The sequence below is a fragment of the Petralouisia sp. genome (assembly GCF_056822245.1).
Map to the genome: position 1 here is coordinate 14564 of NZ_JBQIOP010000022.1, position 15839 is coordinate 30402.

Annotated in this window: 14 protein-coding genes; 12 read left to right on the forward strand and 2 right to left on the reverse strand. The window is 45.3% G+C overall.

Translation table 11 applies throughout. The annotated features are described in order from the left end of the window. Positions 1–86 precede the first annotated feature (86 nt). Together ACTO17_RS10310 and ACTO17_RS10315 are read left to right on the forward strand one after the other, a co-directional pair. Entirely contained in the window at positions 87–1886 is a 1800-nt protein-coding gene (locus ACTO17_RS10310) for an alpha-amylase family protein (RefSeq protein WP_482557871.1), read from the forward strand. An 87-nt stretch (positions 1887–1973) separates the two neighbouring features. Then, positions 1974–4175 (forward strand): alpha-galactosidase, encoded by a 2202-nt coding sequence (locus tag ACTO17_RS10315; protein WP_482557872.1) that lies wholly within the window; start codon positions 1974–1976, stop codon positions 4173–4175. A 213-nt stretch (positions 4176–4388) separates the two neighbouring features. Here the strand turns inward: ACTO17_RS10315 and ACTO17_RS10320 are convergent, their stop codons facing one another. Continuing rightward, a complete protein-coding gene (locus ACTO17_RS10320; protein ID WP_482557873.1) occupies positions 4389–4739 on the reverse strand; it encodes a hypothetical protein in 351 nt (116 codons plus the stop codon). A gap of 245 nt (positions 4740–4984) precedes the next feature. On the opposite strand from ACTO17_RS10320, the gene ACTO17_RS10325 reads away from it, so the two are divergent. Next, positions 4985–5839, forward strand: coding sequence for an AraC family transcriptional regulator (locus ACTO17_RS10325; protein ID WP_482557874.1), 855 nt, complete (start codon positions 4985–4987; stop codon positions 5837–5839). A 159-nt stretch (positions 5840–5998) separates the two neighbouring features. Here ACTO17_RS10325 and ACTO17_RS10330 read toward each other — a convergent pair whose 3' ends face one another. Further along, entirely contained in the window at positions 5999–7354 is a 1356-nt protein-coding gene (locus ACTO17_RS10330) for an MATE family efflux transporter (RefSeq protein ID WP_482557875.1), read from the reverse strand. Positions 7355–7657: 303 nt separating this feature from the next. Here ACTO17_RS10330 and ACTO17_RS10335 point away from each other — a divergent pair, with 303 nt between their 5' ends. The 9 genes from ACTO17_RS10335 to ACTO17_RS10375 all read left to right on the forward strand — a co-directional run bounded on the left by ACTO17_RS10335 (position 7658) and on the right by ACTO17_RS10375 (position 15830). Beyond that, complete coding sequence (locus ACTO17_RS10335; RefSeq protein WP_482557876.1) at positions 7658–8710, forward strand: helix-turn-helix domain-containing protein; 1053 nt, start codon at positions 7658–7660, stop codon at positions 8708–8710. Positions 8711–9049: 339 nt separating this feature from the next. Further along, positions 9050–9235: a ferritin family protein gene (locus tag ACTO17_RS10340; protein ID WP_135989288.1), complete on the forward strand. Its 186-nt coding sequence runs from the start codon at positions 9050–9052 to the stop codon at positions 9233–9235. 52 nt (positions 9236–9287) lie between these two features. Beyond that, a complete protein-coding gene (locus ACTO17_RS10345; protein ID WP_172535314.1) occupies positions 9288–9560 on the forward strand; it encodes a spore coat protein in 273 nt (90 codons plus the stop codon). A gap of 249 nt (positions 9561–9809) precedes the next feature. Further along, complete coding sequence (locus ACTO17_RS10350; RefSeq protein WP_482557877.1) at positions 9810–10301, forward strand: molecular chaperone DnaJ; 492 nt, start codon at positions 9810–9812, stop codon at positions 10299–10301. A gap of 11 nt (positions 10302–10312) precedes the next feature. Then, on the forward strand, positions 10313–11848 hold the full coding sequence (locus ACTO17_RS10355; RefSeq protein WP_482557878.1) for an amino acid adenylation domain-containing protein: 1536 nt from the start codon (positions 10313–10315) through the stop codon (positions 11846–11848). After that, a complete protein-coding gene (locus tag ACTO17_RS10360) occupies positions 11845–13068 on the forward strand; it encodes a diaminopimelate decarboxylase family protein (protein ID WP_482557879.1) in 1224 nt (407 codons plus the stop codon). The genes ACTO17_RS10355 and ACTO17_RS10360 overlap by 4 nt, the downstream gene beginning before the upstream one ends. Before the next feature lie 27 nt (positions 13069–13095). Then, positions 13096–13323 carry a phosphopantetheine-binding protein gene (locus ACTO17_RS10365; RefSeq protein ID WP_172535318.1) on the forward strand — a complete coding sequence of 76 codons (228 nt, stop codon included), beginning with the start codon at positions 13096–13098 and terminating at the stop codon, positions 13321–13323. 16 nt (positions 13324–13339) lie between these two features. Beyond that, positions 13340–14878 (forward strand): MBOAT family O-acyltransferase, encoded by a 1539-nt coding sequence (locus ACTO17_RS10370; RefSeq protein WP_172535319.1) that lies wholly within the window; start codon positions 13340–13342, stop codon positions 14876–14878. After that, positions 14865–15830 (forward strand): hypothetical protein, encoded by a 966-nt coding sequence (locus ACTO17_RS10375; protein ID WP_172535320.1) that lies wholly within the window; start codon positions 14865–14867, stop codon positions 15828–15830. The genes ACTO17_RS10370 and ACTO17_RS10375 overlap by 14 nt, the downstream gene beginning before the upstream one ends. Positions 15831–15839 lie beyond the last annotated feature (9 nt).

Below are 15839 nucleotides of genomic sequence, written 5' to 3' on the forward strand. Positions count from 1 at the left end.
TGTATATGTGTGTTTTGGATATTGTATGCGCGCATTTACAGGCTATGTGTGAATCACATAATATTTCAGAAAGGAGAACATACGGTATGGACTTGCAGAACAGCTATTATGAGCTTTATGGCAGAAATGAGATTACGGAATACCGCTGGGGACAGCTGATGTCCATCATAGAACATGCCAAAAAGAAACGCCCCGCCGCCTTGAAAAAATCAGACAAAGACGGCAATCACTGGTATCAGTCAGAAAAAATGGTGGGTATGATGCTGTATGTGGACCGGTTCAGCAATAATCTGGTGGAATTTGAACAGCGGATTGACTATCTGGCGGAACTGGGGATTAGCTATGTGCATTTTATGCCTCTGTTAAAATCCCGGGAAGGGAACAACGACGGCGGCTATGCAGTGTCAGATTATCTGATGGTGGATGATAAGTTCGGAACCATGAAGCAGTTAGAGCGGGTGATGAAGCTTTTAAAAGAAAAGGGTATCCGCACCTGTATTGATTTTGTGCTGAACCATACGGCAAAAGAGCACCTTTGGGTACAGAAATACAAAGAAGGCGATCACGACTATGACGACATGTATTTTATGTTTGATGACGACACGATCCCCAAAGAATATGAGAAGCACATGACAGAAATTTTTCCGGGAGTGGCTCCGGGGAATTTTACCTGGTATCCGGATCTTCAGAAATTCGTAATGACCCGGTTTTATGAATTCCAGTGGGATCTGAATTACAAAAATCCTCAGGTATTCAACAAGATTGTGGAGGTAATGCTTACCCTTGCCAACAAAGGGGTTGACATCTTCCGTTTGGATGCGATACCATACATGTGGAAAGAACTGGGAACTGTTTGTATGAACCATCCCAATGTACATAAATTGCTGGGCATGATGTATGAAATTGCGCAGCAGGTGTGTCCCGGCGTGGTATTCCTGGGAGAAGCCATTGTGGAGCCTTTTGAAATTGTCAAATATTTCGGAAACCAGGAAATGAAGGAATGCAACGTGATGTACAATGCTTCCTTTATGGTGCTTCTCTGGAATTCTCTGGCCACCCGTGACGTTCGGGTGATGGAGCGCTCTTTGTCCATCGACTATGGAATACCGGACAGCGGCACATGGATTAATTATGTGCGCTGCCACGATGACATTGGATGGGGATTTGAGAAAGAAATTTTAAAGGGACTGGGACTGGACCCGGAACGTCATAAACAGTATATGATACAGTTTATGGAAGGCAGATATCCGGGCAGTTTTTCCACCGGAGAATTATATGAATACAATCCGGTGACCCAGGATGCCAGAAACAGCGGGACGCTGGCTTCCATGTGCGGACTGGAACAGGCGCTGCGGGAAAAACACATGTACAAGGTGGAACTGGCCGTTAAGAGAATCCTTCTGCTTCATGGAATGGTGATTTCTTACACCGGTATTCCTCTGTTGTACAGCGGCGATGAAATCGGACAGTTAAATGACTGGGGCTATAAGCAGGTACCGGAACATGCAGCGGATTCCCGCTGGCTTCACCGGGGTATGATGGACTGGGACGCAGTGGAGCGCCGGAATGATTTGAGCATGGTTCAGGGACAGATTTTCACAAGAATCCGGAAAATGATAGAACTCCGCAAGTCCAGTGAGTTCTTCAGCTCCAGTTATCGGGCGGTTCCGGTGGATACCGGGAATTCGGCGGTATTCTGTTTCCACAAGGCGGATAAGATGCTGGTGCTGGCCAATTTTTCTGAACGGGAGCAGTGGGTGGATTCCCGTGCATTTGACTGGTTCGGCCTGCCTGGAGAAATGCAGGATATGATAACCGGAAGATATATCAGGTCTTATCATAATCAGATTCAGTTAGGACCCTATGAATATCTTTGGCTGGTTTAAGTTTGCCCTTCGGAGAGATTCGATACAAAAAATACAAAGGTTCCCACAAATTTTAGATACCAATATATAAGGAAAGGCAGTTCATTTATGGCAATTATAATCAAAGACAACGTATTTACCCTTCAGACCAAGAACAGCACATACCAAATGAAGGCAGACAGCAAAGGCATCCTGCTTCATACCTATTACGGCAGAAAGACGGATGAAACAGATTACTCCTATATGATTTCCATGGCAGATCGGGGATTTTCCGGGAATATTTATGAAGCGCGGGAAGACAGGACGTATTCTCTTGATTTTCTGCCTCAGGAATTCCCGGTGCGGGGAAGCGGAGATTACCGGATTAGCTGTATGCATGCAGATTTGGGAACGGGAGTCCGGGATTGCCTGCTGTTTTTTCACAATTACCGAATCCGGCATGGAAAATATGAACTGGAAGGGCTTCCGGCAATGTTTGCTTCGGAGGAAGAGGCGGTTGACACACTGGAAATCATTTTAAAAGACAGCCAGGAGGAATTTTACGTACATCTTTATTACGGAGTGTTTGAAGAACATGATATCATCACCAGGGCGGCAATGGTGGAGAACAGGACAGATCGGGAAATTCGGTTGTCAAAGGTTATGTCTGCCTGTCTGGATATGGATCATGACGGTATGGATATGATTCATTTCTACGGACGCCATGCCGGTGAACGGGAGATGGAGCGGGTGCCTTTATTCCATGGTGTGACAGAATTGCGGAGTACCCGCGGAACTTCCAGCCATCAGCACAATCCCTTTGTGATTCTTACGGAAAAAACCACAAGCGAGGAGCAGGGAGCCTGTTATGGATTTTCTCTGTTATACAGCGGAGGCTTTCATATGCATGCAGAGGTGGATCAGTTCCACCAAACCAGGCTGGTAATGGGAATTGACGATTCTGTGTTTACCTGGAGCCTGCAGCCGGGAGAGCATTTTGTGACGCCGGAGCTTGCCATGGCATACAGCCAGGAAGGATTGTCCCAGTTGTCCCATTGTTATCACAACGGGTTTCAGAAGAATTTAATCCGCAGCAGCTGGAAGGATAAGAGACGCCCCATTCTTGTGAATAACTGGGAGGCCACTTATTTTGATTTTAATGGGGAAAAACTTTTGAAGATTGCAAAAGAAGCGGCAGAATTGGAATTGGATATGCTTGTGTTGGATGATGGCTGGTTTGGAAAAAGGGACGACGATGATTCCGGGCTTGGAGATTGGTATGTGAATGAGGACAAGCTGGGATGTTCCCTGAAAGAACTGGCGGATCAGGTCAATGAACTGGGTCTGATGTTTGGTTTGTGGTTTGAACCGGAGATGATTTCCGAAGACAGTGATTTATACCGGAACCATCCGGACTGGGCGATGGTGGTGCCGGATCGGAAGCCTATTCGAAGCCGCGCTCAGCTTGTGCTTGATATGAGCCGGGAGGATGTGCGGGAATATATTAAGGAGCGTCTGTTTGACATTCTGGATTCTGCCAACATTCAGTATGTGAAGTGGGATATGAACCGTTCAGTGGCGGCTGCCTACAGCGCTCTTTTGCCCAGAGAACGCCAGGGAGAACTGCGTCACAGGTATGTGCTGGGTCTGTATGAAGTGATGGAAGCCATGTTGGAGCGGTATCCGGATTTGCTGTTGGAGGGCTGCAGCGGCGGCGGAGGCAGATACGATGCGGGAATGCTTTATTATGCCCCGCAGATTTGGTGCAGTGATAATACGGACGCCATTGAGCGGCTGAGCATTCAGTACGGAACGTCTTTTGGCTATCCCATGTCATCCTTGTCTGCCCATGTGTCTGTATGTCCCAACCATCAGAACGGAAGAGTTACGCCTTTTAAGACCAGAGGAATCTGCGCCATGCAGGGAGCCTTTGGCTATGAACTGGATTTAAGCAAAATGACAGAGGAAGAGAAAAAAGAGGCAAGAGAACAGGTGCATGCCTTTAAAGAGCGTTACCGCTTATTCCAGTTCGGAAATTATTACAGAATTACTTCTCCTCTGGAGAACCGTGATTTTACTGCCTGGGAGTATGCGGATAAGGATGGGAAAGAGGCCTATATGGGCGTGATTTATACGGATTTGCATGGGAATCCGGCAGCCCAGTCAGTGAAATTCCGGGGGCTTCTTTCAGAGGGAAGATATACCATGTGGAAAAACAATGAACCGGCAGGAACATATTCCGGCGTTGCTTTGATGAACAGCGGGATACTTCTGCCGGTGCCGGTGGAGAATTACGATTCCTGCCAGATTTATATTTGCCTGGAGGAATAGAGGTTTGCCGGACGGGGATTTTGCAGCGTGGCAGAGCATGCTTGAAATACGCTCTTAAGAAAGTTCGAAAATGGGTTCTTTCAGACCTGCGCTGTGAGTTATGAAAATTATAGGTTTTATGATAAATGTCTATATAAAAAACAGGGATACAGCAAAGGGGAATGCTGTATCCCTGTTTTTATGTAGGCTGTATTGGATTTTAAAAAGATGCGTTTATAAGGCTCTTAATTGATTCTGGTGCATATTGATGTAGATGTCCTGAATTTCCTGTTTTGCCTTGACGTCGCTGCTGATTTTGATGGCTTCGTTTAATTTTCTGGATAAATCAAGATGGCCTTCTGCTATGATCTGGATGTTGCGGTTTGTTTCATTTTCGAGTGTCACATTAATCTTTAAAATTTCGTGTTCCATAGAAGCGACCTTCTCATCCAAAGAAGCGACCTTCTCATCCAAAGAAGCGACTCTCCCGTCTAAGGAAGTAACCTTATCCTCCATAGAAGTAACTTTGTGTTTTACAGTCTGCATATCATTATACAATGCCTGCAGTAATTCTGTATCTGTCATACAACTCCTCCTTTCATTGTAGTTTCGATTAGTATATCATATGGAACGGGAAAAGTCTATGGGATACTTTCTTGTTTCACAGGAAAGTGCGTCTTATGGAACTTTTAAACAGAAAGATGGAGGTTGCAAAGTAGCAAAAAAAGAAATAAAATAAGAGCGTAGTGCTATTTATGAGCGTGTATTCCGTATCGGGAAAGGGGTTTCTTTTTTATAATAGAAATCAGAAGGAGAAAGGAGAAGATGCAATGTCAGTGGTAGATAATATACGTTTCACATTTTTATATATAGAATTTTATTCCATGGGAAAGACCTGGGTGTATCCGGAGACTTATATTCCCTATAATATTTTCAGATACGTGTCAAAGGGAAAAGCAGTGTTCTGCATTGACGATGAAGTGGTGACTGTGGAAGAGAACCAAATCGTCTATATTCCTTCGGGTTGCAGGATGTCCTGTCATGTTCTCAGTGAATCCTTTGAGTTTTACAGCATCCGGTTTACAACATCTGTATTTTATGAAGGGGAAGATGTGCTGAAAGAATATTATGGGATTCCAAGAGTACAGGAAAATCAGGGAGAGGACATGTATTTCAAGGAAATCTATCAATGGGTCAAAAAAGAATCTGCAGTGAAAAAGTGCTTTGTAAGAGGATATCTGGATCTGCTGATTGGTTCACTGGCGATGCGCGGGAGTATGGAACGTGCAGGACGGGAGAACTTTTTGGAACAGAAGGAAACAAAAGAGCTTCAGCATAAGGAGATAAAGAAGAAGGAGCAGATCGATCCGAGAATTCAAATGGTGGCGGATTACATCGTTCTGCATCCTGAGGAAAAATACACGCCCCAGAAAATGGCGGAAATGGCGGAGCTTAGCAAACAGAGATTCAGCAGCCTGTTTAAGATCAATATGGGAAAAACGCCCATGGAATATGTAAGGGAAATTCGCCTTACTGCGGCGGCCAGAGCTTTGCTGGTAAGCAATGATAATATTAATGACATTGCTTATCAAAGCGGCTATGAGGATGCAAATTATTTCATCAGGGAATTTAAGTCGGCGTTCGGCTTTACTCCGAATCAGTACAGAAAAGAAGCAAGGGAATAAAAAGGGGATGGTATAACTTGAACATACACTTCGCAGACAGTATCTTAAAGAAACTGCCGGGAAATGATTTTCCGGCAATCTATTGTGTTCATTTAGTATCACAGCAATCCATTGTCTGAAAATTTCATCTACCGGTAGCTATTGTTTTGCGGTTAAATATTATGAAAGCTTTTCCATGTTCCGAAATTCTTTCCGCACCACAGCGATGCTTAAGAAAAATGCAAGTACGTCAGCTACAGGAGCAGAATACAAAATTCCGTCTAATCCCCAGAACAACGGTAAAATCAGAATAAGGGGAATCAGCAATAATACCTGCCTGGAGAGCGACAGCAGTACGCCTTTCATGGGCTTTCCGATGGCGGAAAAGAAGCTGGCAGAAAGCATCTGAACGTTATTAATGACAACCATCATCAGGAATATCCGCATAAAACGGACGGTAAATTCCATGTACAGCCCTTCTCCGGAGCCGAACAGAGAAATAATTGCCTGGGGAAACAGCTGGAAGGCGAGGAAAGCCAGAGTGGACATTACAAAAGAACATTGGATTTCCAGTTTGTAAAGGGCTTTTACCCGGCTGTACTGTTTTGCTCCGTAATTAAATCCCAGAATCGGCTGAGAACCCTGGGCCAGTCCCACAAATACTCCAATCACGATGGAATTGACCTTCATCACAATGCCTGCGCCGGACAGAGGAATGTCCGAGCCGTAGACAGAGAGTCCGCCGTAGTGGGTCAGAGAATTGTTCACAACAATCTGCAGCAGCGTAAGAGCCAGCTGGTTTAAACTGTTGCTGATGCCCAGAGATGCGATTTCCACGCATTTCACAGGAGAGAGACGGAAAAAATCTTTGCCCAGTTTGACGGTTTGAAAGTGGAACAGATATCGGAAAGCCACCAGAAAAGATATCACCTGGGAAATGGTGGTGGCCCAGGCTGCGCCGGCAACTCCCATTTGAAAGCCAAAAATAAAAATGGGATCTAAAACAGTGTTGACCGCCGCTCCGATTACCATGCAGGCCATAGAATATTTAGGGCTTCCGTCTGCCCGGATGATGTTGCTCAAAACATTGGTGAGAAGCAAAAAGGGGACTCCCAGGCCGATAATCTGCACATAACTGTGCGCATAAGGCAGAACCGTTTCTGTCGCGCCGAAAGCATACAGCAGAGGAGTAATGAAAATCTCTGTAACAGCGCAGATGATAAGTCCGAAGGCAGCGGCCATCCAGAACATATTTCCAATGCACTGCTGGGCTTCTTTCATATTTCCGGCTCCCAGCTCCAGAGAAAATTTGGCTGCGCCGCCAACTCCCACTAAAAGCGCGGCGGCAAGGCAGATGGTCGTAATTGGAAATGCCACATTGGTTGCTGCGTTTCCAAGGTATCCCACACCCTGTCCAATGAAAATCTGATCCACGATATTGTACAGGGAGCTGACAACCATGGCGATGATGGAGGGGATGGCAAACTTCCTTAAAAGAACTGGTATTTTTTCGTATCCTAGAGGATTTTCGTTCATTTGTATCATTACCTTCTTTCTATATTAATGTAAATGGAATTATCTGTTAGATTTTAGCCTGAAATTCTGTTTTTGTCAAATTATTTTACAAAATATGAAGTTCAAGATAATTTCCATCTGTGAGACTGAAACATTTTTTTCAGGAAAATCCGCCGAATTCAGGCATGCAACAAATGATTGCTGGCGCAATTCGGGAAAAAATGATAGGATAACAGAAACAAAACGTGCCAGGATCAGTTTTGCAGGAGTCTGTATGGTTTATTCACAAAAGACGAAACTGTTACAGGCAAAAGGAGGGATTGCATGAATCAGCAGAATAATATTAATCCAAATCAGGGAAAGGATGTAAGAAAGGGCGGGGAAGTTCTGGAACATAACAGGAATCAGTGTCCGGATTCTGAACAAAGCCTGGGAAGGAAAATCAGGAAATTCCGGGAACAGCGTCAGGTTACCCAGTCAGAACTGGCAGAAGAACTGTCTGTCACCCGGCAGGCAGTTTCCAACTGGGAACGGGAGAAAACACTGCCGGACATATATATGCTGCAGCGGATAGCGGCTTATTTTGAAGTGACATTGGATGAATTTGTGGAAGGGACGAAAGAGCCGGAGGTCACAATGCCCAAAGCGCCGGGGAGACTTGCAGCGGCAACGGGACTTGCGATATTCTGTTATCTTCTGGCAGGCAAAGTCACCGGGCATCTGTATGTGGAAACTATAGTGCTTATGATCATAATCGGGATTTTTATCCAGTTGTTTCTGCATTTGTATTTTTCCGGCGCAGTCAAGACTGGAAATTTTTCCGCTCTTGCAGGTTATAACAGTCAAGTGGAATATAACCACAAGGAGGTGAAAAAGGTTCTGGTTCAGATGGACTGCCATGTAGCCTGCATTTCCTTTGGAACCATACTGCTGTATGCCTTCGGCGCATTCTGGGAAAGCGGCCGGTCGGATATAGTTTATTGTGTCTTAATTTTTGGCTATTGCTGTGATCTGATCACTGCGCTTTTGTTGTATAATTACCGTAGCCTGGACAAAATCCTGATAAAAGAAAAAGACAGGAATGCAGCAAAAGCGGGATTTCTGTCTGATATTTGGTTTGCAGCCTGGGTTTTGATTTTTATAGGCGCAACTTTTACGAAGTTCCTGTGTTTCAATATCAAAAATAACTCGCCTCAGGCAATCGGATATCTGGGTTGGATGTTTCTGTTTCTTCTGGTGACAGTGACCGAATTGTTCTATGAACAGCACAGGGTGAAAAAGAAGCTGGCCCAAACAGGAAGTTACCGGCCGGGAGCGGCATTTTGGATCAGTACGGCAGCGGCATTTGCGGTAACGCTTTTGATGCTTCTCCGATAAAAGTATTTGAACCTGAACGGAACATGCAGAAATTCTTTTCTGAATCGGTATTACTCCGGCGGTTGAATATCGACGGAGTAATATATGGATTTGGGGGTTCTCTCTGGTAATCAGGGAAAAAATGGTCTATAATTTTGAACATATTACCATGGAGGAATATTCGTTTGAAGAGGAAGTTATTTCCGGAATTTTTGAAAATTTTTCCATTATAGTGCCCAAAATCTGAAACCCGGTCCGACGTTTCTGAGACACGGACATGCATATTTTTCTTAAAAATCGGAAAGATAATCTTGACAGGCATTTAAAGGGCCTGATACAGACAAGTGAAAGGAGATTCCCATGAACCAGATATCAGAAAAAGAACTGTCTGCTTTAAACGATTTGCTTTCCGGCGAGGAACTGCTGATTAAGAAGTTCCAGGTGTTGGCGGATAACTGCGGCGATGCGGAAATGAAAGCGAAATTCACTGAAATTTCCAACGAGCACAAAGAGCATTTCCGTTCCCTTTACTCCCAGTTAAGCTAACCTTTTTAATTTGAATTTCAAGGAAAATCACAGGTGAAATCAGGAGGAAATTATGCAGCAGTCATTTTATTCAGAAAAAGAAATGTTTGCGGATGCGCTGACCGCAGAAAAAACAGCAACCACATTGTATAACACATTTTCCAATGAATGTGTCCATGACAATGTAAGAAATGCGATTCTGGATTGTCTGGAAAAAGAACACAATATCCAGAATGAAGTCTTTACCATGATGCACGACAGAGGATATTATCCGACACCCTCTGCAGAGCTGCAGAAGGTAGACGAGGCAAAACAGAAGTTTGGACAGTGCATGCAGAGCTTTTAAGGATCAATGTATACAAGTGTTTTTGAAATATCTTTCGTTCAAAAAAGTTTGCGTATGCTATAGGTAAGGAAGAAATCAAGAAATTCTTAAAAATTTTTAAAAAGGATGTTTCCACGGATATAAATTGGCAGTATTTTGTGGAAATATCCTTTTTTTATCTTATATGCGGCCTGATTTTCCATTGCTATTTAAAATAAGATCGGGTATAATAAGTCGTTGAAGAGAATTGCAGAAAGAGGAGGCGGCGCAATGAGTCAGCCGGAAGAAACTGTAATGGAGTGGATTCCGAAACCAGTTACAGAAGAAGAGCAGAGAAATAATTTGAGAAAAGAACAGAGAAAATTAGAAGAAGAACGACGGAATTTTGAACTGGAGAAGAAGGATTTCTATTTTCGCAAAAAGATGGAAGAAAAGCGTCTCACAGAGGAGAAGCGTTTGTTCCAGATGAAATGGAAGATATTAGAAGAAGAGCTGCAGAACTTGGCCCGGGAGAAGCAGGAGACAGCCAAAGAGAAAGAGAGGTATTACCAGAGGAAGGACAGGGGCCGTTCTTACACCGTTACAGGCTCCGGAGAAAATGCGGATATGTTTTTTTCCGGTGTGGACAGTGAGCTTGCCTTGAAGAAACGTTATAAGGAACTGATTAAAATTTATCATCCCGATAACCTTTCAGGGGATACGGGAACCCTTCAGATGATTAATCGAACGTATGATATGTTAAAGAAACAGTTTTCAGCATAGGCGGTAGCAATATGACAAATGTATTAGAATATTTAGAAGAAACTGCCGGGAAATACCCGGAGAAAGAAGCGTTTGCAGATGAGAACAATTCCTGCACCTTTAAAGAACTGCAGGAAAGAGCCAGAAGGATCGGAAGCGCCCTTGCAGGCAGGACAGAACCGGGAAAGCCGGTTGCAGTTTGGATGGAAAAAAGCGTAAATGCCGTTGCGGCTTTTCTGGGAATTGTATATGCCGGCTGTTTTTATGTAATGCTGGATAAAAAGCAGCCTTTGCCGCGCATCCGGCAGATTTTGGATACCCTGGAACAGCCCCTTGTCCTTGCAGACGGGGAACCGGGAAAAGAAAGGGAAAAACTGGAACAGGCGGGAGACGCGGGACGGGGATTTCAGATTCTGGATGGTGAAGAGTTAGAGAAAGAACCGGAAGATGCAGAGATTTTACAGGAAATCCGAAAGAAGATGACGGATACAGCGCCATTGTATGGAATATTCACTTCCGGCTCTACCGGAATTCCCAAGGGAGTGGTGGTCAGCCATCGCTCAGTGATAGATTTTATCAATTATTTTACCGGGAATTTCGGCATTACAGAGCAGGATGTGATTGGAAATCAGGCGCCCTTCGACTTTGATGTTTCCGTCAAGGACATATACAGCGCTTTAAAAACCGGGGCCAGCGTGCAGATTATCCCCAAACGGATGTTTTCTTTTCCCACGCAGCTGTTGGATTTTTTATGTGAGAAAAACGTGACTGCGCTGATCTGGGCCGTGTCTGCCCTGTGTATGGTAAGTGAATTAAAAGGATTTTCTTACCGTGTGCCGAAGGCGGTGAACAAGGTGCTGTTCAGCGGGGAAGTAATGCCGGTGCATCATCTGAATATCTGGCGGCAGTTTTTGCCGGAGGCCATGTATGTGAATCTCTACGGCCCCACAGAAATCACCTGCAACTGTACGTATTATGTGATTGACCGGGAATTTGAGCCGGGAGAGACCATTCCCATTGGCAGTCCCTTTCAGAATGAAAAGGTGTTCCTTTTAGATGAAGCGGACAGGCTTCTGACGGAGCCGGGGCTTCGGGGAGAAATCTGTGTCGGCGGCACAGCTCTTTCCCTGGGCTATTATAACAACCGGGAGCAGACAGAGAAAGCGTTTGTGCAGAATCCTCTGAACCATCAGTATTCAGAGACCATTTACCGCACCGGAGATTTGGGATATTACAATGAACAGGGAGAACTGTGTTACGCTACCCGCAAGGATTTTCAGATTAAGCATATGGGGCACCGGATTGAACTGGGTGAAATTGAGAAAGCCATGGAACAGGCGGAGCATGTCAGCCGCATCTGCTGCGTCTATGATGAAATTTCCGGCAAAATCGTTGCTTTTTATGAGGGCGCAGCGGAAAAGAGAGCCATTGTTAAAAAGCTGCGGGAACTGATTCCGGCTTTTATGATCCCCAATGTGTTCTGCCGGATGGAGAGACTGCCGGTAACCAAAAACGGTAAAATTGACCGGGCAGCCCTGAAAAAATCTTATCAGGAGGAACAGCCATGAAACAGCAGGAGTTAGAATTGATCCTGAAAGAATATCAGACCCCGGCCTATGTGTTTGATTTGGATGCCCTCACCCGGCGGGTGCAGCGGATTTCAGCCTGCCTGAAAAAATCAGGCATTGATTTATGCTACGCCATGAAAGCCAATCCCTTTCTGACAGGGGCGTTGGAGCCTTTGGTGGAGCGGTTTGAGGTGTGTTCGCCGGGAGAATTCCGGATTTGTGAGAAAGAGGGACTTCCCATGGAACGGCTGGTTATTTCCGGCGTGAACAAAGAACGGAAAGATATATTCCGGATGATAGAAGAGAACCAGGGCAGGGGAATATTCACAGTGGAATCCATGCAGCATTTCCGGCTTTTGTCAGAGTGCGCCAGGAAGGCAAAAGTGAAGCTGAAGCTTCTGGTACGCATTACAAGCGGCAATCAGTTCGGCGTTGATTATGAACTGGCCAGACAGATATTCCGGGAACAGGATTTATATCCGGAGCTTTTCCTGCAGGGCATTCAGTATTATTCCGGCACCCAGAAAAAGAAGCTGTCTGTACTGGAGAAAGAGCTTCAGATGCTGGACGCGTTTTGCAGGGAAGTGCAGGAAGAACTGGGCGTGGCAGTTTCAGAACTGGAATACGGGCCGGGGCTTTTTGTGCCTTATTTTCAGTCGGAGCAGGAGGAGCATTTAGAAGAACTTCTGGAGGAGCTGACAGCATTGATTGGCCGGATGGATTTTGCCGGGAAAATCACATTGGAAATGGGAAGGTTTCTGGCGGCGGAATGCGGAAGCTACCTGACCAGGATTGTGGATCGGAAGGAAAACGGCGGACAGATTTACGGCATTGTGGACGGAGGAATCCATCAGTTAAATTATTTCGGACAGACGATGGCCATGAAGCTTCCTTTTGTTCAGCATATTTCCTGTGAACATAAAGCGGCGCAGGAATGTACGCCGGCGAAAGGGGAAGAAAAATGGAACCTCTGCGGATCTTTGTGCACCACGGCAGATGTGATTGTGAAACAGTATCCCCTGACTGACGGGAAGGTGGGAGACGTACTGGTGTTTGAGCGAACGGGCGCCTACTCTGTAACAGAGGGGATCAGCCTTTTTCTCAGCAGGGATTTGCCAAAAGTCCTGTTTTATTCCCGGAAAGAGGGAATCCGCCTGGTGCGGGATAAAATAGAAACAGACAGCATCAATTCAGCAGTTGCTGAAGGATTTGCAGTTTAAAATAAAAATCAGAAAGGATGAAGCATTATGGAACAGTTACTTGAGATTTTGGAGGACATTCAGCCGGATGCAGATTATGAGACATGCGAGACGCTGATTGACGACGGCATTCTGGACTCTTTTGCCATTTTGTCCATTGTCAGCGAACTGCAGGATGAGTTCGGCATTACCATTACCCCGGCAGACATTATACCGGAGAATTTTAATTCCGCCAAAGCATTATATGCAATGGTAGAAAGACTGCGGGCAGAGTAAGAACGGAGGAATCGTTATGTCTTTGATTTCCATGGAGTTTTTACTGTTTGTGATTGCGGCGGTGACAGGATATTACCTGATTCCCCGGAGATTTCAGTGGGTGTGGCTGCTGGCGTTCAGTTATATTTACTATGTCAGCGGGGGAATCCGCGTCACCTGTTTTCTGCTCTTTACCACAGTAACCACTTATTTTGCCGGCAGGTGGATGGAACAGACCGCCCAATCCATGCAGGATAAGAAGGAGGAAAAGAAGAGGAAAAAACAGATACTGGCGGGAACGCTTATTCTGAATTTTGGTGTGCTGGGAGTGCTGAAGTATACGAATTTTATGCTGGACACAATCAGCAGCATAACCGGCGGGGAATTTGAGCCTCTTACTCTTTTGCTTCCCCTTGGAATTTCTTTTTATACCTTTCAGTCTATGGGATATCTTCTGGATGTCTACTGGGGCAGGAGTCAGGCGGAACATAATCTGTTCCGTTTTGCTTTGTTTGTATCCTTTTTTCCTCAGATCTTACAGGGGCCTATCGGCAGGTTCGGCAGTCTGGGCAGGCAGCTGTACGCTTCCCATTCTCTGGACCGAAAGAACATAGAGGGCGGATTTCTGCGGATTCTCTGGGGATATTTTAAGAAAATGGTCATTGCAGACAATGCGGTGATTTTTGTAAATGCAATTTTTGACCATCCGGATCTCTATGACGGACTTGGGATAGTGGGCGTGCTGGCTTACAGCATACAGCTTTACTGTGATTTTTCCGGCGGAATGGATGTGGTGCTGGGCATTGCAAAATTATTCGGAATTCAGCTGGATGAGAACTTTAAACGTCCTTATTTTGCAGTTTCCATTACAGATTTCTGGCATCGCTGGCATATTACCCTGGGAACCTGGATGAAAGATTATGTGTTTTATCCGGCGTCTTTGTCCGGGTGGATGAAAAGCTTCTCCAAGTTTGCCAAGAAAACCTTTGGAAAACAGACCGGACGGACGCTGCCGATTTGCCTTGCCAACCTGATTGTATTTCTGGTGGTGGGCGTCTGGCATGGGGCGGCCTGGAAATTCATTATTTACGGACTTTACAACGGACTGATTATTGCATTCAGCGGGCTGATGGCTCCCTCTTACCGGAAATGGAAAAAGGCCCTGCATATTTCCGATGACAGCAGAGCTTTTCATCTGTTTCAGATATTCAGGACTTTTGTCCTGGTGAATATCAGCTGGTATTTTGACCGGGCGGGGGACGTCAAGACGGCGCTTCTTATGATGAAGCATACATTGACGAAATTTGATCTGCGTCAGATCTTAGAGCCTGGAATTGATGTGGGAGAGGCCAGCGGAACCGCTTATACCATGATAGCCCTTGGGGTAATACTGGGAGGGTGCTTACTGCTGTTTCTTGTAAGCGTCCTTCAGGAGAGAGGGAAGGATTTGACAGAACTATTTATCAGGCAGAACTGGATGGTAAAGGCTTTTGTTTATCTCTGTCTGATTCTGGCGCTGCCTGTGTTTGGACAGCCTTCCGGAGAGGCAGGAGGGTTTATTTATGCGCAATTTTAAAAAATTTCTGCTGCCGGCTGCGCTGATTCTGGCAATTACGGCAGTGAATCTGGGATTGAACTATGCGCTGATTCCCTACAGTTATGTAAGAATCATGATGCATCAAATCCAGACAGAAGAGTACGACACAGTATTTCTGGGAACTTCCCATGGGCTGAACGGGATCAGTCCTAAGGTGGTTTCTGAAAAAACAGGGCAAAATGCCATAAACCTGTGCCTGGGCGGGGAATATCCCAGAGACGCTTATTATCTTCTGCGGCAGGTTTGTGAAAAAAAGAAACCTCAGCGGGTGGTTTACGAGTTGGATTCGGGTTATTTTTGCACGCCGGAGGGACAGAGGGGAGATTTTAACCGTATATTTTATGAAATGCCTTTATCACTGGCAAAAGCGGAGTATTTTTTTGCCAAGGAAAGGGAATTGGATTTTCGTGCCACCCTGTTTCCATGGTTTTATTACAGAGGGCAGTTTCGCGAGATGGAGAGGATCATACAGGTAAAACAGGGAGAGGATTATAAGAATTACGGAGCGGCTGCCTTCAAAAGCGGCGGACAGGAGTTTGCAGACGGCTTTGTGCGCAATGCTCCGGTGCCTGGAGGAAAAGAAGAAAGCGATCTGGAGCTATGGAAAGAAGAAAATAAGAATAAAGACTCTTTCCGGTATTTTGAAAAACTGGCGTCATTCTGCAAAAAGCAGAAGATAGAACTGATTGTGATAACAACGCCTGTTCCGGCAGAAACGCTAAAGAAGTATCAGAAAGAATTTCAGGAGGCGGATGCATTCTTTAGGAAGTATCTGGAAGGACTTGGCCTGGAATACCATAATTACAATCGGGGAGAAAGGAACATTCCGAATTTTGATTACAGTTTGAACGGGTTTAGTGATTATGAAGGGCATATGGATTTTCAGCAGGCGGAAACCTTCAGTGCACAGTTGGCAGAAGATCTCTGGTAGAAGCTTTTA

Excerpts from the sequence above, each read along its gene's own strand:
- ACTO17_RS10315 (WP_482557872.1), top strand. The coding sequence starts at position 1,974 with ATGGCAATTATAATCAAAGACAACGTATTTACCCTTCAGACCAAGAAC.
- ACTO17_RS10375 (WP_172535320.1), top strand. The coding sequence starts at position 14,865 with ATGCGCAATTTTAAAAAATTTCTGCTGCCGGCTGCGCTGATTCTGGCA.
- ACTO17_RS10330 (WP_482557875.1), bottom strand. The coding sequence starts at position 7,354 with ATGAACGAAAATCCTCTAGGATACGAAAAAATACCAGTTCTTTTAAGG.
- ACTO17_RS10325 (WP_482557874.1), top strand. The coding sequence starts at position 4,985 with ATGTCAGTGGTAGATAATATACGTTTCACATTTTTATATATAGAATTT.
- ACTO17_RS10370 (WP_172535319.1), top strand. The coding sequence starts at position 13,340 with ATGTCTTTGATTTCCATGGAGTTTTTACTGTTTGTGATTGCGGCGGTG.
- ACTO17_RS10335 (WP_482557876.1), top strand. The coding sequence starts at position 7,658 with ATGAATCAGCAGAATAATATTAATCCAAATCAGGGAAAGGATGTAAGA.
- ACTO17_RS10350 (WP_482557877.1), top strand. The coding sequence starts at position 9,810 with ATGAGTCAGCCGGAAGAAACTGTAATGGAGTGGATTCCGAAACCAGTT.
- ACTO17_RS10310 (WP_482557871.1), top strand. The coding sequence starts at position 87 with ATGGACTTGCAGAACAGCTATTATGAGCTTTATGGCAGAAATGAGATT.
- ACTO17_RS10360 (WP_482557879.1), top strand. The coding sequence starts at position 11,845 with ATGAAACAGCAGGAGTTAGAATTGATCCTGAAAGAATATCAGACCCCG.
- ACTO17_RS10320 (WP_482557873.1), bottom strand. The coding sequence starts at position 4,739 with ATGACAGATACAGAATTACTGCAGGCATTGTATAATGATATGCAGACT.
- ACTO17_RS10365 (WP_172535318.1), top strand. The coding sequence starts at position 13,096 with ATGGAACAGTTACTTGAGATTTTGGAGGACATTCAGCCGGATGCAGAT.
- ACTO17_RS10340 (WP_135989288.1), top strand. The coding sequence starts at position 9,050 with ATGAACCAGATATCAGAAAAAGAACTGTCTGCTTTAAACGATTTGCTT.
- ACTO17_RS10345 (WP_172535314.1), top strand. The coding sequence starts at position 9,288 with ATGCAGCAGTCATTTTATTCAGAAAAAGAAATGTTTGCGGATGCGCTG.
- ACTO17_RS10355 (WP_482557878.1), top strand. The coding sequence starts at position 10,313 with ATGACAAATGTATTAGAATATTTAGAAGAAACTGCCGGGAAATACCCG.